The organism is Herbidospora solisilvae, assembly GCF_009901565.1.
Classification (GTDB): Bacteria; Actinomycetota; Actinomycetes; order Streptosporangiales; family Streptosporangiaceae; genus Herbidospora; species Herbidospora solisilvae.
In genome coordinates this window covers 211,067-233,258 of sequence record NZ_WXEW01000006.1, presented here as the reverse complement: position 1 = coordinate 233,258, position 22,192 = coordinate 211,067, and the positions used below count along the sequence as shown (strand labels likewise).

The 22,192-nt window shown below is 70.6% G+C and carries 16 protein-coding genes; 7 read left to right on the top strand and 9 right to left on the bottom strand.

Features of this window, described 5'->3' with window-relative positions:
- Positions 1-65 precede the first annotated feature (65 nt).
- Together GT755_RS21145 and GT755_RS21140 are read left to right on the top strand one after the other, a co-directional pair.
- On the top strand, positions 66-1,406 hold the full coding sequence (locus GT755_RS21145; protein ID WP_161481395.1) for a hypothetical protein: 1,341 nt from the start codon (positions 66-68) through the stop codon (positions 1,404-1,406).
- A 150-nt stretch (positions 1,407-1,556) separates the two neighbouring features.
- A complete protein-coding gene (locus GT755_RS21140) occupies positions 1,557-2,333 on the top strand; it encodes a polysaccharide deacetylase family protein (protein WP_161481394.1) in 777 nt (258 codons plus the stop codon).
- Here GT755_RS21140 and GT755_RS21135 read toward each other — a convergent pair.
- From GT755_RS21135 to GT755_RS21110, 6 genes are all read right to left on the bottom strand, one after another.
- Positions 2,330-3,763, bottom strand: coding sequence for a DUF2079 domain-containing protein (locus GT755_RS21135; protein WP_161481393.1), 1,434 nt, complete (start codon positions 3,761-3,763; stop codon positions 2,330-2,332). The genes GT755_RS21140 and GT755_RS21135 overlap by 4 nt on opposite strands.
- The gene (locus GT755_RS21130; protein WP_161481392.1) at positions 3,763-5,424 is read right to left on the bottom strand and encodes a glycosyltransferase; all 1,662 of its coding nucleotides are present in this window, start codon (positions 5,422-5,424) and stop codon (positions 3,763-3,765) included. Before GT755_RS21130 ends, GT755_RS21135 begins: the two co-directional genes overlap by 1 nt.
- The gene (locus tag GT755_RS21125; RefSeq protein WP_161481391.1) at positions 5,421-7,247 is read right to left on the bottom strand and encodes a glycosyltransferase; all 1,827 of its coding nucleotides are present in this window, start codon (positions 7,245-7,247) and stop codon (positions 5,421-5,423) included. The genes GT755_RS21130 and GT755_RS21125 overlap by 4 nt, the downstream gene beginning before the upstream one ends.
- Positions 7,244-8,770 (bottom strand): glycosyltransferase family 2 protein, encoded by a 1,527-nt coding sequence (locus GT755_RS21120; protein ID WP_161481390.1) that lies wholly within the window; start codon positions 8,768-8,770, stop codon positions 7,244-7,246. Before GT755_RS21120 ends, GT755_RS21125 begins: the two co-directional genes overlap by 4 nt.
- Positions 8,767-9,231 carry a hypothetical protein gene (locus GT755_RS21115; RefSeq protein ID WP_161481389.1) on the bottom strand — a complete coding sequence of 155 codons (465 nt, stop codon included), beginning with the start codon at positions 9,229-9,231 and terminating at the stop codon, positions 8,767-8,769. Before GT755_RS21115 ends, GT755_RS21120 begins: the two co-directional genes overlap by 4 nt.
- A 105-nt stretch (positions 9,232-9,336) precedes the next feature.
- On the bottom strand, positions 9,337-10,794 hold the full coding sequence (locus GT755_RS21110; protein WP_161481388.1) for a glycosyltransferase: 1,458 nt from the start codon (positions 10,792-10,794) through the stop codon (positions 9,337-9,339).
- Between the two features lie 218 nt (positions 10,795-11,012).
- Here GT755_RS21110 and thrC point away from each other — a divergent pair, with 218 nt between their 5' ends.
- From thrC to rho, 3 genes are all read left to right on the top strand, one after another.
- Complete coding sequence (gene thrC / locus GT755_RS21105) at positions 11,013-12,056, top strand: threonine synthase (protein WP_161481387.1); 1,044 nt, start codon at positions 11,013-11,015, stop codon at positions 12,054-12,056.
- 129 nt (positions 12,057-12,185) lie between these two features.
- Positions 12,186-13,082 carry a homoserine kinase gene (gene thrB, locus GT755_RS21100; RefSeq protein ID WP_235967004.1) on the top strand — a complete coding sequence of 299 codons (897 nt, stop codon included), beginning with the start codon at positions 12,186-12,188 and terminating at the stop codon, positions 13,080-13,082.
- A 398-nt stretch (positions 13,083-13,480) separates the two neighbouring features.
- Positions 13,481-15,439 carry a transcription termination factor Rho gene (gene rho / locus GT755_RS21095; RefSeq protein WP_161481386.1) on the top strand — a complete coding sequence of 653 codons (1,959 nt, stop codon included), beginning with the start codon at positions 13,481-13,483 and terminating at the stop codon, positions 15,437-15,439.
- Positions 15,440-15,627: 188 nt separating this feature from the next.
- Here rho and GT755_RS21090 read toward each other — a convergent pair whose 3' ends face one another.
- Positions 15,628-16,104, bottom strand: coding sequence for a hypothetical protein (locus GT755_RS21090; RefSeq protein ID WP_161481385.1), 477 nt, complete (start codon positions 16,102-16,104; stop codon positions 15,628-15,630).
- Between the two features lie 287 nt (positions 16,105-16,391).
- Between GT755_RS21090 and GT755_RS21085 the strand changes: the two genes are divergently transcribed.
- Positions 16,392-17,675, top strand: coding sequence for a sensor histidine kinase (locus tag GT755_RS21085; protein WP_161481384.1), 1,284 nt, complete (start codon positions 16,392-16,394; stop codon positions 17,673-17,675).
- A 4-nt stretch (positions 17,676-17,679) separates the two neighbouring features.
- Entirely contained in the window at positions 17,680-18,324 is a 645-nt protein-coding gene (locus GT755_RS21080; protein ID WP_161481383.1) for a response regulator transcription factor, read from the top strand.
- Between the two features lie 1,219 nt (positions 18,325-19,543).
- Here the strand turns inward: GT755_RS21080 and GT755_RS21075 are convergent.
- Positions 19,544-20,638 (bottom strand): hypothetical protein, encoded by a 1,095-nt coding sequence (locus GT755_RS21075; protein WP_161481382.1) that lies wholly within the window; start codon positions 20,636-20,638, stop codon positions 19,544-19,546.
- Positions 20,639-20,779: 141 nt separating this feature from the next.
- Complete coding sequence (locus GT755_RS21070; RefSeq protein WP_161481381.1) at positions 20,780-21,931, bottom strand: hypothetical protein; 1,152 nt, start codon at positions 21,929-21,931, stop codon at positions 20,780-20,782.
- Positions 21,932-22,192 lie beyond the last annotated feature (261 nt).

Sequence of the window (22,192 nt, the reverse complement as noted above, 5' to 3'; positions counted from 1 at the left end):
CCGCCTCGGCGGCCGTCCCAGGGCGTCGTTTGCGCCCCTTGCGGCGCTTACGCCAAGGTAAGACGGTGCTCGCCCGTCCCGTCCCCCTGCTCGGCCTGGTCGCGCTGGGATACCTGGTGTTGCAGGCGCTGCTGGTCCCGGCGGACATGACCCTCGAATGGGACGAGGCCGTCTACACGAGCCAGGTCGCCCCGGGGGTGCCCGACGCCGTCTTCTCCGCCCCCCGGGCCAGGGGCGTGACCTGGCTGGTCGCGCCGATCGTCCAGATCACCACCGATCCGGTGGCGATCCGCTGGTGGATGATGGTCCTGGCGTCGGCGGGCCTGTTCCTGGCGTTCCTGCCGTGGACGAGGCTGCTCACGCCCAAGGTGCTCGTCCTGGCCGCCGGGTTGTTCGCCACGCTCTGGGTGAGCGTCTGGTACGGCCCGCAGGTCATGCCCAACCTCTACGTCGCCTTCGGCGCGGTGCTGGCGATCGGATCGTTGCTGGCCGTCCGGGAGTCGCCGTCCGCGTGGGGCTACGCGGGCCTCGCGGCCGGGTTCGCCGGGGTGGCGATGCTGCGGCCGAGCGACGTGCTCTGGCTGGGGGTGGTCGCCGGGCCGGCCGCGCTGCTGTGGCGGAGGTGGGCCGCCGCCGCGACCATCCTCGTCGCGGCCGCGCTGGGGTCGGTGCCGTGGGTGGTGGAGGCGTACACGAGCTTCGGGTCGCTGCTCCAGCGGTGGGCGGCGGCGGGGGAGGTGCAGGGCGGGATCGCGCCCGCGCCCGGATTCTGGTACGAGTTCAAGGCCGCCAGCGGGCCCGCCTTCTGCCGGCCGTGCGACATCCCGCTGGACAGGCCCTACCTGCTGATCTGGTGGCTCGCCCTCCCCGCGCTGGCGCTCGTCTCGGCCCGACGCCATCCCGTCCCGCTGCTGGCGGGTTTCGCGATGGCCGCGCCCTATCTGTTCCTGGTCGACTACGCCGCCCCCCGGTTCCTGCTCCCGGCCTACGCCCTGCTGATGATCCCCGCCGCCGCGACGGCGGCGCGGTTCCGGCCGCCGTTCGCGGTCCTGCTGGCCGCCTACCTGGTCGTCCAGTTCACGGCGTTCGCCGGGGTGAAGGGGCAGGACTACCCGCTCCGGCAGTTCCAGGCGGCGTTCGTGCAGAAAATGATCGCCGCCGGGGTCACCCGGCCCTGCACCCTCGTGGGCGTCTCCGTCAACCCGGCCCACCAGTTCCTGACCGGCTGTGAGGTCCGCATCGTGAAACCCGGGGAGTCGGTCGCCGAGGCGGCCGAGGGCATCCCCGGCGTCGTCGCCACCCTCAGCCAGAAGACGCCGCCGAAGGGCGCCGAAGAGTGGGACCGGCACGTTCTGGCCAGTAGCAACGGCAAACCGACCTGGATCACCATGATCCGCCCGAAGTGATGCGTGTGTACCGATTGCGTCTAGCAGCCGGTTTCGGGGGCATTAGCCGCTAGCCTGGTCCCCTTCCCACCACCTTGATGACAGGAGTCGGTCATGCGGTCTTCGCTCCGCTTAGGAGCAGTGGGCGTCCTGTTGGGAACGCTCCTTCCGATGCTGCTGGTCACCGTGCCCGCGCAGGCCGCCCGCCCGAAAGCCAAGGTCAAGACGGTCGTCGCACTCGGCTTCGACGACGGGGACGCCACCCACTTCACCGCCGCGAAGATCCTCGATTCACACGGTGTACGCGGAACGTTCTACATCAACAGCGGCGACCTGAACACCAAGGGAAAACTCAGCGTCGGCCAGGTCCGCGCGCTCGCCCGGCAGGGCCACAAGATCGGCGGTCACACCCTCCACCACGTGCGGCTGACCGACCTGCCCGCCATCGACCAGCGGGTCGACATCTGCGCCGACCGGGCCGCCCTCCTCAAGCTCAAGATCCCGGTCACCACGTTCGCCTACCCCTTCGGCGCGAACAACGGCGACTCCCAGCACGCCGCCCGCTTCTGCGGCTACAACGCCGCCCGCACCGTCGGCGGCCTGGCCCTCAGCGCGTGCGACTACTGCGCGCCGGTCGAGTCGATGCGGCCCGCGATGCTCTACTCGATCCGCACCCACGGCTCGGTCAACTACGACACCACCCTCAACGACCTCAAGAAGCAGGTCGTCACGGCCGAACGGGCCGGCGGGGGGCTGCTCCCGGTGGTGGTCCACAAGGTCTGCGCCCGCGTCTGCGGCGACTACTCGACCACCGAGAAGCTGCTCGACGACTTCCTGACCTGGCTCGACGCCCGCAAGAAGCACGGCACGACGGTCCGCCCCCTCGAAGACGTCATCGGCGGGAAGTCCCGCCCGGTCCCCGACAAGTCGACCTGGGAAGAGTTCTAGGACCTGCGCAGGACGACGAAGCCGCCCTCGTCGAAGACCGTCGCATAGCCCGTGGAGCGGAGCCGCGCCACCTCGGCCACCTGGTCTTCGACGCGGTCGAACGGCGTGGTCTTCCAGCGGGTGAAGGCCACGATCCACGGCGGGTTCTCGTAGTCGGGCTCCGGCTGCCACAGGATGACCGGGTTGCGCGCCGTCAGGCTCGCCCCCACCGGCAGCGCCGCCGCGACCATCGGCCCCGGCGGCACCGCCGCGACCGCCCTGCGGGCGACCGCCACATAGGCCGGCTCGGGGCCCAGTTCGGTCGTCAAGATCGGCCCGTACGCGAACATCGGCGCCGTGACCAGCCCGGTCACCAGCACCCCGGCCGCCCATGTCACCCTCACCCGGGGCCCGAACCGGGTGATCCCGTCGACGGCGGCCAGGAACAGCGGGATCGCCAGGAACGCGTTGTAGTGGAACTCCACCCCCCACCAGTGGGGATACGACGACAACATGCGCTCGGCCAGCAGCGGCAGCGACAGCAGCGCCAGCGGCGACAGCAGGCACGCCCCCAGCACCATCAGCAGCAACCAGCCCATCGTGACGAGCTTCTCCGGCGGGCTGCCCACCAGGGCCAGCGTCTGCAGCGGATGCGTCAACACGTGGACGAGGGCCGCGAACGGCCCGTCGCCCAGGTCCTCGTAACGCCAGTAGAAGCCGTCGCGGCCGCCGAAGAACGGGATGAGCACCTTGGTCGCCACCAGCACGGCCACCACCCCGCCCCCGACCAGCAGAACTCCGGCCCTCCACCGGCCCCGGGCCGCCAGGTAGAGCCCGAACCCGGCGACGACCAGGCCCATGTCCTCTTTGGTGAGCAGCAGCAGGCCGCCCATGACCAGCGCGGCGCGGATCCGGCCGGCGTCGTGCCGCTCGACCATCCACGCGATCAGCGGCGGCGCGAACGCCACCTCGTGGAAGTCGAACTCGACGGCCTGGGCGACCGGCCAGCAGACGACGTACGCGACCGACACCAGATGCGCGGCGGCGGCGCCGAGGCGGCGGCGGGTGAACATCCACAGCGGCGGCACGGCCAGCGCGAACAGCACCCCCTGCGCGACGAGCAGCGACAACGGGCCGTCGTTGAGCCAGTAGAGCGGCGCGAGCAGCGCCAGGATCGGCGACCAGTGGTCGCCCAGCAGCGAGAAGTCCTCGTCGTGGAAGCCGTCGAGATACTCCTTGGTCACCGACTCGGGCAGCCGGAACTCCGAGTAGCTCCGCACGCCCTGGTCGAAGATCGCGAGGTCGAGCACCCCGGCCCGCATGCCGCGCAGCTCCAGGTAGCCGACGAGGCCGTATCCGGCGGCCGCGATCAGGACGATCAGGCCGACCCAGGGGCCATGGCCACGAGCGGCCTCCCGCACCGGGAGGCCGCGACTCACCGTGAGGGTCATCAGCCCAGCAGCCGCCGGGCCTTGCGCAACGCGCGCTTGAACACCGTGCGCTCGCCGCTCCGTTGCAACCGCACCGTCTGCACCCGCCAGTTCTCCGCTTTCGCCCGCCATCGGGCCGTGTCGGCGGTGCTCTTGGCGGCCTTCTTCTCCAGGGCGGCGACCTGCCGTTCCAGCGCGTGGACCTGCTTCTCCAGCCGCCCGGCGGCGATCTTGCGGTCGATGGCCAGGGCCCGCCAGTGGGCCGCCTCGGTGTTCCGGCTCACGATGGGCGGCTTGACGCGGGTGTCGACCACGCCGAACCCCAGCTCCTCGCCGTCGAGCCATTCGGAGCCGTACAGCTCGTGGACGACGTCGTCGAACTCCTCGCCGTCCTTGATGACGTGATGGGCGCGGGCGACGGCGGACGTGCGTTCGAGCCGGGCGGTGACGATGCCCTCGTGGGTCTCGGTCAGCGCGATGTGCAGCAGCCCGAGGTCGGCCGTGTCGGCCTTGGCGATCAGGGTGGCCAGGGTCTCGGCGGCGACCGTCCAGCCGGGCGGGCAGACCAGCCGGAAGGGGGCCGGCGCCGACGTCGGGCCAGGGTCCTCGACGAGGCGGACCCGGCCGTCGTGCTCGTAGCCGCCCTTGATCAGCCGGGCGTCGAGCATCGGGTCGTCGAAGGCGGAGCGCCGGCCGTCGTGCAGTTCGGGCCAGTCGCCCACCAGGGTCACCCGCACGTCGGGCAGCGTGCTGACCAGCGCCGCGTCGGCCGTGCCGCGCACGTTCTCGTAGCTCGCGCCCCGGGTGTCGACGACCACGTCGACGTAGGGCACCAGCCACTGGCGGCCGCCTTCGGTGCGCAGGAAACGCCGGTAGGGGATGCGGTCGGCGACGAACGGCGCGTTGTAGCGCTTGACCTCAGGCTGCCGCCGCATCAGCGTCGACCGGCCGAGATGCCAGGCCGGCGCGTCGAGCTCGGGCACGAACACCGCGCCCGCCTGGGTGAGCCGGTAGCCGAGATCGGTGTCCTCGGCCAGCACGAGCGAGGTGTCGATGCCGCCGGCCTGCGTCCACAGGGCGTGGTGCTGGGAGACGCTGGCCCCGACGTGGAGGCGGTGCAGCACCGGGCTGGGGGCCTTCCGGAGACCGTCGTGCTCGTCGACGAGCTTGTGCCACCAGGCGTGGCCCTCGCACTCCTCGAACAGGGCGCCCTCCCGCCCCTCGCGGACGGCCTGGGCGAGCTCCGCCGCCGGCGGCAGGTCGGACTCCGAGGTGGTGAACCGGAGCGAGCCCAGCACCACCAGGTAGTCGGCCGCGTGGTGCCACCGCATGTGGGCGCTGACGTGGCCGCGCGAGGGCACCACGTCGGCGTCGAGCCGCAACACGACCTCGCCGGTGGCGTGGCCGAACCCGGTGCGGACCGCCCAGGCGATGCCCCAGCCCTCGTTGGGCACCAGCCGCACCCCCGGCGGCACCGAGAGGGGCCCGCCGTCGTTGACGACGATCACCTCCATGAGGTGGGCCGGGTAGTCCTGCGCGGCCAGCGCGGCCAGCGTCAGGTCGAGTTTCGGCTGGCAGTCGCGGGCCGGGATGACGACCGACACGGTCTTGCCGGGTCGCCAGGAGCCGGCACACGGCGGCACCAGCACGCCGTAGTCGTTGCGGGGCACGCGAGCCGTCATGACCTGCCTCCCGGGAGCTCCATCAGGGCGTTGGGCCGGAACCCGCGCCACTGCCGCTTGTTGCGTTTGAGGAAGGTGCCGATCGGCTCCCGCCAGGTGTGCTCGGTGGCCTTGCCCCGCCGCAGGATGTAGCCGAGGCCGTGACCCCGGTAGATGGTCCCCCCGGCGGCCTGGACGGCGTGCTGGAACTGGGTGTCGACCGATCGGGGCAGCGGGCGGAAGCCGCCCACCGCGTCGAAGGCCGAGCGGGTCGCCAGGATCGTCCCGCCGGCGATGAAGTTGGTGACCTGTTCGGTGATCTGCTGGTGGTGGACGGTCACGTCGATGGCCGCCAGATACACGAACTCCGGCGAGGTGCCCATCACGTCGGCGCCGCTGTAGGAGTGGGCGAGCAGCAGGTCGGCCAGGAAGTCGGGGCCGTACCAGTCGTCGTCGTCCATCTTCAGCAGCATCGAGCCGGAGGCCCGCTCGGCGGCGGCGTTCAGCACCGACCCGAAGGTCTGGGCGTGCGGCGCCTGGTAGACCGTCAGCGGCCGGTCGAACTTCTCGATCGCCGCCGCGACCCCGGGGTGCTCGCGGGGCACGCCGTGCAGCGCCAGCACGACTTCGAGGTCGGCCTCGCGCTGGCGTCCGGCCTGTTCTAGGGCGAACGCCACCTGGTCGGGCCGCCGCGTGGCCAGCAGGATCGAGGTGGTCGGCAGATACGACCCGACCGCGCCGAGCCGCGCCCAGCGCTCCTTCACCCCGTGGTCGCGCAGCGCCCGCCGCCGAAGCCGGATGCTGTGCTCCTCGCGGGTCAGGTCGTCGTCGAGCACGCCCTCCGGGGCGTCGCCCAGCAGGGCGACCAGCCCCGGGCCGAGCGCCCCCGCCCACGCCGGGACGTGGTCGCACGTCAGCGGCACCCCGGCCGCGGCCAGCCCGGCCACGATCCTGACGGCGGTCAGCGGGCCCGTGCTGCCCAGCGTGTGGGCGCGCCGCCAGTCGATCGTGACGCCGCGCAGCTTGCGGACCCGGTTGACGTCCACGACGGTCACCGCGCCCGACCTCGCGATCCGGGTGAGGACCGCGCCGTCGTACCGGATCACCCAGGCGTCGTCGGCGACGGTGAGCTCCCCGACCCCCTGCGTCGGCACGCTGACGAACCCGATCGGATTGACCGACCGGTCGTCGACGGGCGGCACCAGCGCGGGATCGGTCAGCCCGGACGCCAGCAGCCGCTCGCCGCCGGGACGCCCGATCTCCTCCCAGCTCGGCGAGCCGGGCCGGTCGACGACCACGGCGTCGCCGGCCCAGGGGGCCGACGCGTCGGTGCGCACCACCAGGTCACCGGCGGGCGCGCCGATGCGGATCGGCACCGGGCCCGCCGGGTCGGCCAGGGCCGCGTTGGGGTCGCCCGGCCGCCAGTGGGCCGCGCCCGGACCGGCCAGCACCGGCACCGGCGAGGCGACGGCCTCCAGCCGGTTCCCGGCGAACGCGCGGGCCACGGCCGCCACCACCCGGCCCGAGGGCGTCGGGGCGTTGAAGGTCACGTCGACCTGCCAGCCGGCGCCCTTCTTGAACGTGCGGACCTCGGTCAGCGCCCGCCACCGGTGGGCCGGGGTGAGGGACGGGTTCGGCGCGGTGAACCAGTGGGGCGCCTCGGCGACCACCACCGACACCTTCGCCGCCCTGGGCAGCGCCGCCTGCAGCGTCATCGCCCGGCGCAGGTCGGTCGGGGTCTTGGCGAGCACCGTCACCTCGGCGACCTCGGCCTCCGGATCGAGGTGGAGATCGCCGTCGAGGTCGTCGTCGCCCTCGTCGAAGCCGATCCGGTAGGTCGTCATCGGCCCCTCCATCGCCGCTTGGCCGGCGGCTGGGCGGCGAGCTTCGCGGCCTCCGCCTTCCACCGTTCGGCCTCGGCACGGTGCTTGCGCGCCTCCGCCTTGTGCTTCTCGGCCAGGGCCCGCCAGGTCTGCGCGTCGCCCTTGATCGGCTCGGCCTCCTCCAGCGGCACGATGCCGAACTCGCCCCCGTCGACCCAGTGGGCGCCGAACAGCTCGTCGACCACGTCGTCGGGGTCCTCGCCGGGGAACAGCCGGGCCCGGTTGTAGGCGGCCGTCCGCTCCAGGCGGGCCGTCGCCACGCCGTCGTGGGTCTCGGCGAGGGCGGCGCAGACCAGCCCGTGGCCCTGCGTCTCGGCGAGCTTGACCAGCCGGGCCACGCTGTCGGCGCCGAGCGACCAGCCCGCCGGGAGGGTCAGCCGGTAGGGGGCCCGCACCGCGCGGTTCACGCGGGGTTCGCCGGCGTAGAGGTTGCCGAGCAGCCGCAGGTCGAGCATCGGCTCGTCGAGCGAGGCCCGACGGCCGGTGGGCAGCTCCTGCCAGGGGCCCTCGATGGTGACCGAGAGGTCGTGGATCGTCCCGGCCAGGGCGCTGTCGACGGTGCCCCGGGTCTCCTCGTAGGTGGTGGCGGCGACGACCACCTCGACGTACGGGACCGAGTAGACCCGCCGTGGATGGGTGCGCAACCAGCGGAGGTCGGGGATGCGGTCGGCGAACAGGGTCCAGTTGTGCCGGTGCACCTCCTTCTCCCGGAGCATCACGGTCGACTTGCCGACGTGCCAGCTCAGCGCTTCGGCGTCGGGGATGAACACGGCCCCGGCCTGGGTCAGCCGATAACCGAGCTCGGTGTCCTCACCCATGTTCATCGTCACGTCGACGCCGCCCGCCCGCGCCAGCATGGCCGCCCGCACCGAGGTGGTGGCGCCGGAGTGCAGCCGCGACGGGTTCGACCGCGCGTCGCGCAGGTGCCGCGTCTCGGAAAGCGTCTTCTCCAGCCACACATGAGGGTGGACGTCCGCCCCCGGGAACAGGTTGGCCGACCGCCCGGCGGCGACCTCGGCGTAGACGTGGCCGGGGGAGGGGTGCTCGGCGGAGACGAACCGGATCGTGCCGTGCACGACCAGGTATTCGGCCAGGTGGTGCCAGCGCATGTGGGCCTCGACGTGCTCGCGGTCGAGCAGCATGTCGGCGTCGAGCCAGTGGATCACGTCGCCGGAGGCGGCCGAGGCCCCGGTCTGCCGGGCGGCCCCGCGTCCCCACGAACCGGCGGGCACCCGGACGATCCTGGTCCGGTGGGGCGCCAGCGGCGGGAGCCTCAGCGCGGGCGTGCTGCCGTCGTCGGCGACGACGACCTCGGTCAGGTCGGCCGGGTAGCTCTGCGCCGCCAGCGCGGCGAGGGTGCGGTCAAGGGCGTCCTGACACTGGTAGGCCGGGATGACGACGCTGACGGACAGACGCGGGGTCCAGGCGCCCAGCGGCGCCGGACGCAGGGAGCTCCAGTCGTTGTGCCTGACCCGTGCCGTCAACGCTCGCCCACATCGGTCCTCACCCGGGGCGGCGCCCCGGTGATGCGGCGGATCTCCTTGATTTCTGCCTCGACCTCGTTGCGCAGGAACATCGCGTTGACGCGGTCTTCGCCGAGGGCGGCCAGCACCGCGCGCAGGTCGTCGTCACGGCGGGCCGCGCCCTCGGCCAGCAGCCGGGAGGCCTCGGCCAGCTCAGCGGAGACCGTGCCCAGTGTGTCGGTGACGCGGGCGAGGTTGGTCTCGAGCTTCTTCACGCGGGTGTCGATCCGCTGGGTCTTGCCGTCGAGCCGCCGCACGCTGAACAGCACCAGCGCCAGCGCGGCCAGGCATGCCCCCGACAGCACCAGCGACAGGGCGTCGGCCACGGGAAGCGCGCCCATCAGGACGAGGGCGGCGAGGGCGGCCAGGACGACCGTTCCGGCTGCTGCGCCGAGCATCGCCAGACGGCGGAGCGTGGGCATCTTTTGTCAGCCTCCGTGTCAACAAGGAATGGATCGGGATTCTATTGGAAGATCTCTCATGATTCGTTGGCGGGAATGCTGAAATCTTGCCGTTGAATCGACATGTCATGACGTCAAACGGCGAAACAACCCTAGCCCTCGCCGCTTCTCCTGGGGCACGTCGGAGCCGGGATCGGGACCGGGCCAGAAGACCGCGGGAGGAGTCCGCCTGACCCCGTGTGTCTGGCGGATGACATCGTGGGGGGTTTCGCGAGGACCGGCCAGCAGCAGGGCGCGCGAAACCGCTTCGGTGCGTTCCATCACGGCCTCGGTCCCGGCGGGGGATTCGGTCACCAGGACGCCCAGCCGGCCGTCTGTCATCGTCCGTGTCATGCGTTCGAGGGTCTCGAAGGCGAGCGGCGCGTGCACCGACCCGCGGTAGCGGAACGGGACGGGAAAGGCCGTCGCCGGGGCCGTGTCGGCCAGGTGGACCCGGGGGTCGCCGCGCATGCTCTCGCTGATCAGCCGCAACTCGAACTCCTGGCCCGCCATGGCCTCGCCGCGCCCCGTCCTGATCGACGACCACGGCCCGATGAGCAGCACCCGCACGTCGGTGATCGACCCGGTCAGCGCCGACTCGACGGCCTCGCGCACCTCCCGCTCGCTCGCCTTCGACACGTCGAACACCACTTCGACGTACGGCGTGTGCCACGTACGCCCCCGCTGTTTGCGCAGGTCACGGCGGAGCGGGATGCGCTGCGCGTGATAGGGCTCGACGGCCTTCACGATGGCCGCCCGGTTGCGCTTCTGGGCCGGCACCCCCATGTGGACGGCCTTCGCCGACAGGTCGGGCACGAACACCGCGCCGCCTTGGGCCAGCCGGTAGGCGAACTCGGTGTCCTCGCCCCGGTGCACCTCGGCGTCGAGCCCGCCGACCGCCTCCAGCAGGGTGCGGTGCAGCGACAGGGTCGGGCCGGTGACGACGTGGTAGGGGTTGCGGCTCTTCTTCATGCCGTCGAGCCGCAGGATGGTGCGCTCGGTGCTGCTCGGCGTCGCGGCCGACAGGTCGATCAGCTCGCCAATCCGGTCGGCGGCCACCGCCTCGGCGACCTGCTCGGGGGTGAGCACGGGCGGCTCGACGAAGACCTTGGCGCCGATCGTGACCAGGTAGTCGGTCAGGTGGTGCCAGCGCAGCAGCCGTTCCAGGTGGTCGCGGTAGACGACCATGTCGGCGTCGAGCCGCTGCACGACCGTGCCCTCGGTGACGGCGATCCCGGCGTTCAGCGCGAACGCGGGCCCCCAGCCGCCGGGCCCCGAGCGGATGACCCGGGTGTTCTCCGGCCGGATTTCCGGCAGCCGCAGCGGCGGCAGGCTCCCGTCGTCGACCACGACGACCTCGGTCAGATGGGCGGGATAGGTCTGCGCCGACAGGGCGGCCAGGGTGAGGTCGACGAGCGCCTGGTTGCCGTGGGCCGGGATGACCACGCTGACCGGGAGGCGCGGCGCCCAGTGGCCGGCCTCCGGCGGCGACAGCGGCGAGTAGTCGTTGTGGCGGATCCGGGGCCGGGCGGCGGTGCCCGTCACGATGCCATCTCCTTCACGCGTACGCCGGTCTGCTGCGGAACGGTGATCGACAATAGTCAACCTCCCTGGCAGATTCCTGAGAGCGTATTAGGCGGACAAAAAGGGCGCGCTACCCCGTATTCGGGTGGTCGTCCCACCTGGCGGACGCCGAATCCCGGATCTCGAACGTTTGCCCGTAGACTCGGTGCCCGATAACGCAGGTGACATGGAGGATCCGCATGTCCAGGGTTTGGCGTGGACTCATCGAGGAATACCGCGACCGGCTTCCCGTGAGCGCGACGACGCCCGTGGTCACCCTTCTCGAAGGCGGCACGCCGCTGGTGCCGGCGCCGAAGGTCTCCGCGCTGGTCGGCTGCGAGGTGTACCTCAAGGTCGAGGGTCTCAACCCGACGGGCAGCTTCAAAGACCGCGGCATGACCGTGGCCATCAGCAAGGCCGTCGAAGAGGGCGCCCAGGCCGTCATCTGCGCCTCCACCGGCAACACCTCGGCCTCGGCGGCGGCCTACGCCGTGCGCGCCGGGCTCACCTGCGCCGTGCTCGTGCCGCGCGGCAAGATCGCGATGGGCAAGCTGGCCCAGGCGCTCGTCCACGGCGCGAAGCTGCTCCAGGTCGAGGGGTCCTTCGACGACTGCCTCGAGATGACCAAGAAGCTCGCCGAGAACTACCCGATCGCGCTGGTCAACTCGGTGAATCCGCACCGCCTCCAGGGCCAGAAGACGGCCGCCTTCGAGATCGTCGACGCCCTGGGCGCCGCGCCCGACGTCCACTGCATCCCGGTCGGCAACGCGGGCAACATCTCCGCCTACTGGATGGGCTACCAGGAATACGCCGCGAAGCCGCCGAAGATGTTCGGCTTCCAGGCCAGCGGTTCGGCGCCGATCGTCAACGGCTCGCCGGTCACCCACCCCCACACCATCGCCACCGCCATCCGCATCGGCAACCCGGCGTCGTGGAAGCTCGCCGAGGCGGCCCGCGACGAGTCGGGCGGCGTGATCCAGGCGGTCACCGACCGCCAGATCGCCGCCGCCTACAAGCTGCTGGCCCAGGGCGAGGGCGTGTTCGTCGAGCTCGCCTCGGCCGCCAGCGTCGCCGGCCTGCTCCAGGCCCACGAGCAGGGCCTGCTCCAGCCGGGCCAGCGGGTGGTCTGCACGGTCACCGGCAACGGGTTGAAAGACCCTGATTGGGCGATCTCGGGCGCGCCCGCGCCCGTGACCATCCCGATCGACGCCTACGCGGCGGCGGCCGCACTGGAACTGGCATGAGGCGCGGAATGCGAAAGACCCACCCTGTGGTGACGGCAGATCTCGGTGGTCCCGCGCCCGTGACCATCCCGATCGACGCCTACGCGGCGGCGGCCGCACTCGAACTCGCCTGATCTGCGGGAGCACCCTTTGACCGTTCTGGTGCGCACACCGGCGACCAGCGCCAACCTCGGCCCCGGATTCGACACCCTCGGCCTGGCCCTCGACCTCCACGACGAGGTGACGGCCTCGATTGGGGGTCACCCGACGGCCGTCGAGGTCGAAGGCGAGGGAGCCGGGGAGGTCGACACCGGCGAGGGGCACCTGATCGTGCGGACGATGCGCCGCACCTTCGACGAGATCGGCGTCGCGCAGCCCGAAGGGATCCGGCTGACCTGCGTCAACCGGATCCCCCACGCGCGCGGCCTGGGCTCGTCGTCGGCCGCGATCGTGGCCGGCATCCTGGCCGCCCGCGCGCTGGCCGAGCGGCTGTCGGGCGCGGTCTTCGACGACGACAAGACCCTCGCGCTGGCCACCGCCATCGAGGGCCACCCCGACAACGTCGCGCCCTGCCTGCGCGGCGGGCTGACGATCTCCTGGGACTCCGGGGTGCGCAGGCTCGTTCCCCACCCCGGCATCCGGCCGGTGGTCCTGATACCCCCGTTCCGGTTGTCCACAGAAGAGGCACGCGGGCTTCTTCCGGATCAAGTCCCGCATTCCGACGCCGCCGCGAACGCGGGCCGGGCCGCGCTGCTGGTCGCCGCGCTGACCGCCGAGCCGGACGGCTCGGTGCTGCTGGCCGCCACCGAAGACCGTCTCCACCAGCGATACCGCGCGCCCGCCATGCCGCGGACCGCCGATCTGGTAGAACGTCTGCGGTCGAAAGGGGTCCCCGCGGTCGTTTCGGGAGCGGGTCCCACGGTTCTTGCGTTTTCCACGCCGGATACGCAGGATTTGATCGAGCCCGAAGTGGGTATCGACTGGCAAATCCAGCCACTGAACGTCGACCCTTCCGGTGCGACCGTTCAGTTTCCCGAGACACGCTGATGCCTCTTCGACCTTCAGGGAATAGCTGTGTGCGCCGGTGATGTTAGGCTGATAGCCGCACCAGGTGCCCCCGTGTTGGGTGCGTGCTTGTCATTCGTACATCGCGGTTCCTCGCACAGCCGAAGCCGCCGTGGCGATTTCCCTGAACTCACCTCCTCCATCCGCCGACGCGGCAGGGGGTGGCGTGTTCGGAGACATGCGCGTTCGAGCCACCTCGACATCTGGTCGGTCGTGGCATCCCAGGGGGTCTCCCCTGGAAGCCTGCCGCTCGTGATTCTCGGCACCCGGCTCGACCGCACGAGATCCACGAAGCCCGACCCGGTCTGTCCCGCCGGGTCGCATAACCGGGACGGCGGAATCAGACAGTCCGGCGCCCGACCCCTGGGAAGGACCCTTAGTTGAGCGACACCACCGAACTCCTCGCCGACGCACCCGTCGGCGACGCCCCCACGACCGCGCGCCGTCGCCGCTCCGGCACCGGCCTGTCGGCCATGGTGCTCCCCGAACTGCAGGCGATGGCCTCCGGTCTCGGCATCAGCGGCACCGGCCGTATGCGGAAGAGCCAGCTCATCGCGGCCATCCAGGAGAAGCAGGGGGCGGCGGCGCAGCCCGCCGCGGAGAGCAAGCCCGAGCCCAAGAGCGAGCCCAAGGCGGAAGCCGCCCCGGCTGAGCGGCCCGCCCGAGCCCGTCGGGAACGTTCCTCCCGCGCCGCCGCCGCGGCGCCCGCCGAGGCCCCGGCCGAGGCTCCCGCAGAGCGTGTCGAATCCGCCCCGCCGGCATCCCTCGAGCCTACGGTGCAGACGACCCCGACCGTCGTGGAGCAGTCCGAGGCCCCGTCCGAAGGCCGTGAGCAGCGCGGCGACCGCCGCGAGCGCCGTGGCCGCGGGGAGCGCGGCGAGCGCCGTGAGCGCGGCGACCGTGGCGACCGCCAGGACCGCGGCGACCGTCAGGACCGCAGCGAGCGCGGTGACCGCCAGGACCGTCAGGACCGGGGCGACCGCAACGAGCGTGGCGACCGTGGGGGCCGCAACGACCGCCAGGACAACCGCCAGGACCGCCAGCAGGACACCCGCCAGGACCAGGGCCAGAACCAGGGCGGTCCCGGCCAGGGCGGCCCGCAGGACGACGACCCGCGCGGCCGTCGTGGCCGCTTCCGCGAGCGCAACCGCCGCGGCCGCGACCGTTTCGGCGACGCCAGCGAGCCCGTGGTCAGCGACGACGACGTCCTGATCCCGATCGCCGGCATCCTCGACATCCTCGACAACTACGCGTTCGTCCGCACCAGCGGCTACCTGCCCGGCGCCAACGACGTCTACGTCTCGCTGGCCCAGATCCGCCGCAACGGCCTGCGCAAGGGCGACGTCATCACCGGCGCCGTCCGCCAGCCGCGCGACGGCGAGCGCCGCGAGAAGTTCAACGCGCTGGTCCGCCTCGACACCGTCAACGGCATGGAGCCCGAGCAGGCCCGCCAGCGCCCCGACTTCAACAAGCTCACGCCCCTCTACCCGCAGGAGCGCCTGCGGCTGGAGACCGAGCCCAACATCATGACCACGCGGATCATCGACCTGGTCAGCCCGATCGGCAAGGGCCAGCGCGGCCTGATCGTGTCGCCGCCGAAGGCCGGCAAGACGATGGTCCTCCAGGCCATCGCCAACGCGATCACCCGCAACAACCCCGAGTGCCACCTGATGGTCGTCCTTGTGGACGAGCGTCCGGAAGAGGTCACCGACATGCAGCGGTCGGTCAAGGGCGAGGTCATCCACTCGACCTTCGACCGCCCGGCCGAAGACCACACCACCGTCGCCGAGCTGGCCATCGAGCGCGCCAAGCGCCTCGTGGAGCTGGGCCACGACGTGGTCGTCCTGCTCGACTCGATCACCCGCCTGGGCCGCGCCTACAACCTGGCCGCCCCCGCGTCGGGCCGCATCCTGTCGGGTGGTGTCGACTCCACGGCCCTCTACCCGCCCAAGCGCTTCTTCGGCGCCGCCCGCAACATCGAGAACGGCGGCTCGCTGACGATCCTGGCGACGGCCCTGGTCGAGACCGGCTCGAAGATGGACGAGGTCATCTTCGAGGAGTTCAAGGGCACCGGCAACATGGAGCTCAAGCTCAACCGCTCCCTGGCCGACAAGCGCATCTTCCCCGCGGTCGACGTCGACGCGTCCGGCACCCGCAAGGAAGAGATCCTCATGGGCAAGGACGAACTCCAGGTCATCTGGAAGCTGCGCCGCGTGCTCCACGCACTCGACATGCAGCAGGCCCTGGAGCTCCTCCTGGAGAAGATGAAGGAGACCAAGAGCAACGTCGAGTTCCTGATGCAGGTCCAGAAGACCACCGTCAGCAACGACCGCGACTAGCCCTTGACCTGAAGCTCACACGGCGATCTCCGCGATCGCCGGGAAAAAGACCCCGGACCCCGTCCGGGGTCTTTTTTCTTGCTTCCGTTACGGCTCTCGCCCACCCTGCCCCGCCCGCCGCCCCCGAATCCCGCCGTAACCGGCGCCAACCGGCCGCGCCCGCCCATCGCCGCGACGACGCCATGCGATCAGCAGTATTCGCCGGCCACCCGCTCCCGGAACTCGTCCTCGGTGACGGTGTTCCCGTCGGCGTCCATGAAGACCCCCATACGCGCGCCCGCCCGGCCGATCTCCTCGACGGTGGAAGCGGACCCGAAGCCGAGCCCGTCCGTCAGGCCGACCGACACATTGAAGATCTCCGGCAGGGGCGTGGTCATCGGTATGTCGACCGTCGCGAACCCCCGCGAGTCGCCGACCGTGATCCGGTCACCGGGCCCCGACGGCCGGGAGACCCGCCACACCGGCGTCGACGTCATCCAGTCGCTCACCGTCACCGACGCGATCCGTTCACCGGGACACAACGCGACCACCACCTTGACCCGGCCGTCGTCGGCCAGGCCGAGCCCCACGGGCCGCGGCATGGGGTCGCCGAGAACGGGCACACACGCGGCCACGGTCATCACCAAGAACGGCAGCCCGAGTAAGAGGCCGGAACGATCGCTCATGGACCGATTGTCAAGCCGCGGAGATCGGCACAGAAGGAGAAGAGGATCTCGGTTCGGCACTGACCTTCATCGCTTCGTCCTGGCTGCACAGCCGCCCGGCAGGGCGGTATACGCCTATGCGCCCTGGAGGGCGGTGCGGCTACGCCGGCCGCCGTGAGACCGGACCCGTTTCCAGGAGCAAAGGGATCCGTCGCGGTCATGTCTGACATCAAGGGGCAAATCGGGGGGTTAGCCCCACCCCGTTCGCTCCATACCCTCGGCGGCCTGCACTTTGGCATCCTCGACGCATGGAGCGAAGGTTGCGGGACAGGGTCCCCTTCGGCCCATGGGGCCCCCTGGGCATCGCCGTCGACCCGGTCACGTGGAAGGCGGCGCCCTACTTCGTCGTCGCCCCCGCCGTGGGCACCGCCTGTTTCGTCGGCCTGGGCCTGGCGTTGCCGCTCTCGCTGGTCCTGGTCCTGATCTGGGTCGGGCTGCCCATGCTGGCGGTGCTGATCCTGCTCTGGCGGGCCGTTGCCTTCGCGGAGCGCCGGTTCGTGCGCTGGACGCTCGGTGTCGACATCCCCGACCCCTACCGCCCCCGCCCCGACGGCGGCCTCTACGCCCACCTGCGGTGGCTCTTCGTCGACCCGGCCACCTGGAAGGACCTCGGCTACGTCCTGCTGCTCTGCCCCCTGGGCCTGCTGGAGTTCTTCGTCGTCTTCGGCCTGTGGTCGCTGGGCCTGGAGCTCCTCGCCCTCCCGTTGCCGCTCGTCCTGACCGACCGCACCATGACGGCCTGGTTCGTCGAGGTGTCGACCGTCCCGGAGGCCGTGCTGGTCATGCTGGTCGGCGTGGTCTCCCTGGTCGCGTCCCTGTACGCCCTCAGAGGCGCCGCACTGGCCCACGGCTGGGTGGCGCGGGCGCTCCTGGGCACCGATGACCGCACGCTGCTCCTGGCCCGCAACGAGGATCTGAGGGCCAGCCGGGCCCGGGGCGTGAACGCCGCCGAGGCCGAACGCCGCCGCATCGAACGCGACCTCCACGACGGCGCCCAGCAGCGCCTCCTGTCGGTCGCCCTCGATCTGGGCCGCGCCCAGGCCAAGTTCGACGACGACCCCGTACAGGCCAGAATCCTGGTCGAGAGCGCCGCGGCGGGCGCGAAAGCGGCGATAGCCGAGCTCAGAGACCTGGCCCGAGGCATCTACCCGGCCATCCTCACCGACAGGGGCCTGGACGCCGCCCTCTCGTCCCTGGCCGCCCGCGCCCCCGTGCGGGTCGAGGTCACCGTCGAGATCACCGACCGCCCCCCGGCCGCCGTCGAGAGCATCGCCTACTTCGTCGTGGCGGAGGCCCTCACCAACATGGCCAAATACTCGGAGGCCACCGAGGCGAAGGTGAAAGTGAGCAGAGCGGCCGACAGGGTCGTCGTCGAGATCGCCGACAACGGCGTCGGGGGAGCCGTCGTCCGCCCAGGTGGGGGCCTCAACGGCCTGGCCGACCGGGCGGCCACCATCGACGGCGTCCTCACCGTCGACAGCCCGCCCGGAGGTCCCACCCTCATCAGGGCCGAGCTGCCCTGCGTATGGTGACGGCATGCGTGTCGTGATCGCCGAAGACTCGGTGCTGCTGCGCGAGGGCCTGTCCCGGCTCCTGGCCGACGGCGGCATCGAGACCGTCGCCGCGGTGGGCGACGGCCCGTCGCTGGTCGAGGCGGTCGACGTACACAACCCTGACCTGGCCGTCGTCGACGTGCGCATGCCCCCCTCCCACACCGACGAGGGCCTGCGCGCCGCCCTGGAGATCCGGTCGCGGCGCCCCGGTTTCCCGATCCTGGTGTTGTCGCAGTATGTCGAGGAGCGCTACGCCACCGACCTGCTCGGCGCCGGCGCGCAGGCGGTCGGCTACCTGCTCAAGGAGCGGGTGGCCGAAGTGGCCGAGTTCCTCGACGCGGTGAGGAGGGTCGCCTCAGGGGGCGCGGTGATCGACCCGGACGTGGTGGTCCAACTCCTGGGCCGCCGCCGGCTGCCCCACGAACGCCTGACCGGCCGCGAGACCGAGGTCCTGGCCCTCATGGCCGAAGGCCGCTCCAACAGCGCCATCGCCGCCCGCCTGGTCGTCTCGGAGGGCGCGGTGGAGAAACACATCTCCAGCATCTTCCTGAAGCTCGCCCTCGACCCGGCGCCCGACGACCACCGGCGTGTTCTCGCAGTTCTGGCCTATCTCGGGCACCGGCCCTGAAATCTTTCCATCCGTTACGGCTCCGCCCACCCCGGCACCGCCCGCCGCTCATTCCTCGCCGCATCCGGCGCCAACCGGTCGCGCGTGGTGCCCGCCGAAACGGCGGAGAAGTTTGGCGCGAAGAGGCAATAGGGACGCGTGGGGACGAGCGGGCTCGACGTTCGGCCTTTGCGACGGACGCGGTCATGTGTGGCGATCAAGACGATGCAACCCTATGTCGGCCGCTTGAAGTCGGGGCCCACCCACCCGGGGGCCAGGTCATCTTCGTCCGCGCGGCTGACACTTTCGCCCGTGGGGACCAAGCCTTGTGGAAAACGCTGTCGCCGGCTTCGGCCGCGAGCCAGGGTCGTCAGGTCGGCGAGGAGTCGCTGCATCCGTGGTGTGCGACCTGGTTGCGGGGTGCGATGTGTACGTCCCACCACGAACACCCTCTCGCCATGCGCTACGTGGACGTCCTCGGCCGCCCCGGAGGACCTGATTCCGGTGCGCGCCCTGGCTGAGCTGCCGTTCAGGGGCCCGCCAAACTCGCGATGGGTTCGCACTCGCCTGCGCTTCTGAGGCTCTGCGGACACTGCCAAGCCCTGAGGGACGTACGTCGCCAACCTGGTCGTCAGGTGTGGGAGGAGTTGGCCGCTTGGGAGGTGCGCATCTTGGGTTGGGTGCCTTTCCGGGGCCCGCCCACCCGGATTCGGGGTCACTCTTGTCCTTACGACTGACGTCTGGCGGGACGTGGTCAAGCCCTGTGGAGAGGCTGTCGCCTGGGTTGTCAGGTGTGCGAGGAGTGGCCGCTGGGGAGGTGCGCATCTTGGGCCGGGTGCCGCTCCGGGGCCCGCCCACCCGGGTTCGGGCCAGTCTTGTCCGCACGACTGACGTCTGGCGGGACGTGGCCAAGCCCTGTGGAAAGGCTGCCGCCGGCCTGGTCAGCTCGTCGGCGGCATGTCGATCGCTTCGGTGATCCTCTTGGGCGGCCGCTCGTGAGCCCGCCCACCCGGGAGCCACGCCAGTTTCGCCGCCCGGACCGACGTTGCCGCCCAGCTCGCCACTCCCTGTGGAAAACGGCTCGCGTCGTCAAGAGGTCAGGCATCGCCCAGCCGCCCCGCGTCCGCATCGGCTCTGAGGCGACTCCAGGCGAAGCCCGCCCCTTTGGGCAGGCACGGAAAAGGGGCGCCCCGTGCGGGACGCCCCTTTCTCGTAGAAGCCTTGGTTCAGCCGGAGGACGTCAGCGGACGTCGACCAGCTTGTACGGCGACAGCGACGAGTTGGTCGCGCTGGTGCTGGTCGCCTGGAGACGCCAGTAGCCGTCGTACTTGGGCTTGACGGTCTTGCTGTACTTGCCCGTCGAGTTGGCGCCCACGTAGCCGACGAACTTCCAGGTCTTGGTGCCCTTCTTCTTGAAGTAGAGCTTGAGGATCTTCTTGGACCACGCGCCCCACTTGCTGGTGCCGCGGTAGACCGTGCCGTAGATCTTGACCGTCTTGCCCTTCTTCACCTTCGCGGGCGAGACGGCGATCGTGATCTTCGACTTGGCCTTGGCCGCCGCGGAGGCGCCCTTGACCGAGAAGCCCTTGACGAAGCTGTAGGTCTTGGAGCCACGCGTGACGGTGACCTTCAGCTGCCAGGAGCCCGCGGGGGCCTGGTAGTCGAAGGAGGCAGAGCCGTGGTAGCTGTCGTCGGCCTCGAGGCCGGTGGGCAGCGTGTAGTAGTCGCCCGAGGAGTGCTCGTAGCGGACGTTGGTGACCTTCTCGTCGCCGTACTTCTCAAGCTTGAAGTTGGCGAAGACGTCGACCTCTTCGCTCTTCTTCAGCACGACCGGGTCGGGGTCGACGTTCGCCGAGGTCACCCGGGTCGCCGTGGCGACGGTGATCGACTGCCAGGGGTTCGTGAAGGTCGGTGCGGCCGTCACGCCGTTCGCGGTGAAGGCCGTGCGGTACTTCCAGGTGCCCGGCTTGTCGCTCGCCGAGAGCGGGATGGAGGCCGCGACGGTGACGTCACCGGTGGGGGCGGGGGTGGCCGTCGAGGTCGGGATGTCCGCCGCGGTGCCCGCGTGGGGCGTCCCCGACTCCGCCTCGTCTGGCTTCAGGAACTGCACGTGGATCTTGCCGGGCTTGTCCGGCGCCGCGTAGACGTCGGTGGCCTTGATCTTGAAGGTGATCTTGTCACTCCCGCTCGGCGGGATGAACAGGTCCGCGAAGTCGGTACCGGTCGCCGACACGGACCCGGCGGCGAAAGCGGGCGAGGCGGCGACGATCCCGCCGGTGGCGAAGAGCACCGCCCCCGTGGCGGCCGCAACCATGAGCCGCAGGCTCTTGCGCATGTAAGGCCCCTTACATGAGTGAGTATTGGGAGAAAATAGAGCTTGTGAGAATAACGTGACATGGGCCCACGTGTGCACACATGGGCCCATTCGTCGCCTGTACGGCCTGCGCCAGGGGTTGGTGGCGCAAGCCGTACAGGATCAGCGAACGTCGACGAGCTTGTACGGCGAGTACGAGGACTTCGTGGCCGACGTCGAGGTCGCCGCCATCCGGTACCAGCCGTCGTACTTGGGCTTGACCGTCTTGCTGTACTTGCCGGAGTTGTTGGCGCCCACGTAGCTGACGAACTTCCAGCTCTTGGTGCCCTTCTTCTTGAAGTACAGCTTGAGGATCTTCTTCTTCCACGGACCCCACGACTTAACGCCGCGGTAGACCTTGCCGTAGACCTTGATGTACTTGCCCTTCTTCACCTTGGTCGGCGAGATGGACATCGTGATCTTCGACTTGGCCTTCGAGGCCGGGGCGGAGGTCTTGCTGACCTTGAAGCCCTTGGTGAAGGCGTAGGTCTTCGTGCCGCGCGTGATCGTGAACTTGATCTGCCAGTCACCGGCCGGAGCGTCGGTGCCCATGGTCACGAAGTTGTAGTAGCTCTTGTCGTCGCCCTCGAGCGAGGTGCCGAGCGAGTAGTACTCGCCACTCGACGGGTGCAGCGCGCGCACCTGCTTGAGCGTCTCGCCGCCGAACTTCTCGATCGTCGCGCTGAAGCCGACGTCGGTCGCGCCCTTGAGCACGACGGGGTTCGGGTCGATGCCGACGTTGGAGACCCGGGTGGCCGGGGTGACCGTGAAGGTCTTCACTTCCTGCCAGGTGTCCGGCGCGGCCGTCGCGGTGGGAGAAGGCGACGGAGACGCCTGGGTCGGCGCGGCGATCGGCTCGGCCGAGATCTGCAGCCTCCAGCGGTCACCGGGCTTGTCGTTGTTCTGCACGGTGAAGCTGCCGGTGACCCTCGAGGTCGCGCCGGGCTGAGTGGTGACCTTGGCGAGCTGGGTGACGTTGGCGGTGCGCCAGTTCACCGTGACTCCGGCGCCGGGGTTGTAGTCGGGGGTGACCCGCGCCCAGATCTTGTACTTGGGAGACCAGGAGTCGCCGAACTTCTCGTGATAGGCGCCGGCCAGATCGAACGAGAACGACATGGTGTCCTGAGAGACCGGCGGGATGAAGGTGTCGTTGACGACGCCGTTCGTCACCGTGACGGTCACAGCTGAAGCGGGGGAGGCGGCGATGGCCACACCGCTGGCGAAGAGTGCCACCCCGCTGGCGCCTGCAATGAGCAGTCGCAGGCCTTTCCTCATCGAATCCCCTAACTAAGGTAATTTTGAGGGAAAAGCTCGGGTTTGAGCAGGGCGAGCCTAGTGGGGCCCCTGTGACCAGTCCACATGCGCGGTGACCTTCTCACGGACTTCCCAGGCATCGTTCGGCGACGACCCCGGGAATGCGCCATGGCCTGGGACGGTTCTCCGATCTGGCACACTGGTAGCCGAACCGTTGCGGTTCCGGTTCCCGCCCCCCTGGTCTCCAGGCTGACAGAGGCGATCCGGCGACCGCGCCCCGGA

What these genes read in the sequence shown, in the direction of transcription:
- GT755_RS21115 (WP_161481389.1), bottom strand. Translation starts at nt 9,231, where the DNA reads ATGCCCACGCTCCGCCGTCTGGCGATGCTCGGCGCAGCAGCCGGAACG.
- GT755_RS21140 (WP_161481394.1), top strand. Translation starts at nt 1,557, where the DNA reads ATGCTGCTGGTCACCGTGCCCGCGCAGGCCGCCCGCCCGAAAGCCAAG.
- GT755_RS21080 (WP_161481383.1), top strand. Translation starts at nt 17,680, where the DNA reads ATGCGTGTCGTGATCGCCGAAGACTCGGTGCTGCTGCGCGAGGGCCTG.
- GT755_RS21135 (WP_161481393.1), bottom strand. Translation starts at nt 3,763, where the DNA reads ATGACCCTCACGGTGAGTCGCGGCCTCCCGGTGCGGGAGGCCGCTCGT.
- GT755_RS21130 (WP_161481392.1), bottom strand. Translation starts at nt 5,424, where the DNA reads ATGACGGCTCGCGTGCCCCGCAACGACTACGGCGTGCTGGTGCCGCCG.
- GT755_RS21075 (WP_161481382.1), bottom strand. Translation starts at nt 20,638, where the DNA reads ATGCGCAAGAGCCTGCGGCTCATGGTTGCGGCCGCCACGGGGGCGGTG.
- thrC (WP_161481387.1), top strand. Translation starts at nt 11,013, where the DNA reads ATGTCCAGGGTTTGGCGTGGACTCATCGAGGAATACCGCGACCGGCTT.
- GT755_RS21125 (WP_161481391.1), bottom strand. Translation starts at nt 7,247, where the DNA reads ATGACGACCTACCGGATCGGCTTCGACGAGGGCGACGACGACCTCGAC.
- GT755_RS21070 (WP_161481381.1), bottom strand. Translation starts at nt 21,931, where the DNA reads ATGAGGAAAGGCCTGCGACTGCTCATTGCAGGCGCCAGCGGGGTGGCA.
- GT755_RS21090 (WP_161481385.1), bottom strand. Translation starts at nt 16,104, where the DNA reads ATGAGCGATCGTTCCGGCCTCTTACTCGGGCTGCCGTTCTTGGTGATG.
- GT755_RS21085 (WP_161481384.1), top strand. Translation starts at nt 16,392, where the DNA reads ATGGAGCGAAGGTTGCGGGACAGGGTCCCCTTCGGCCCATGGGGCCCC.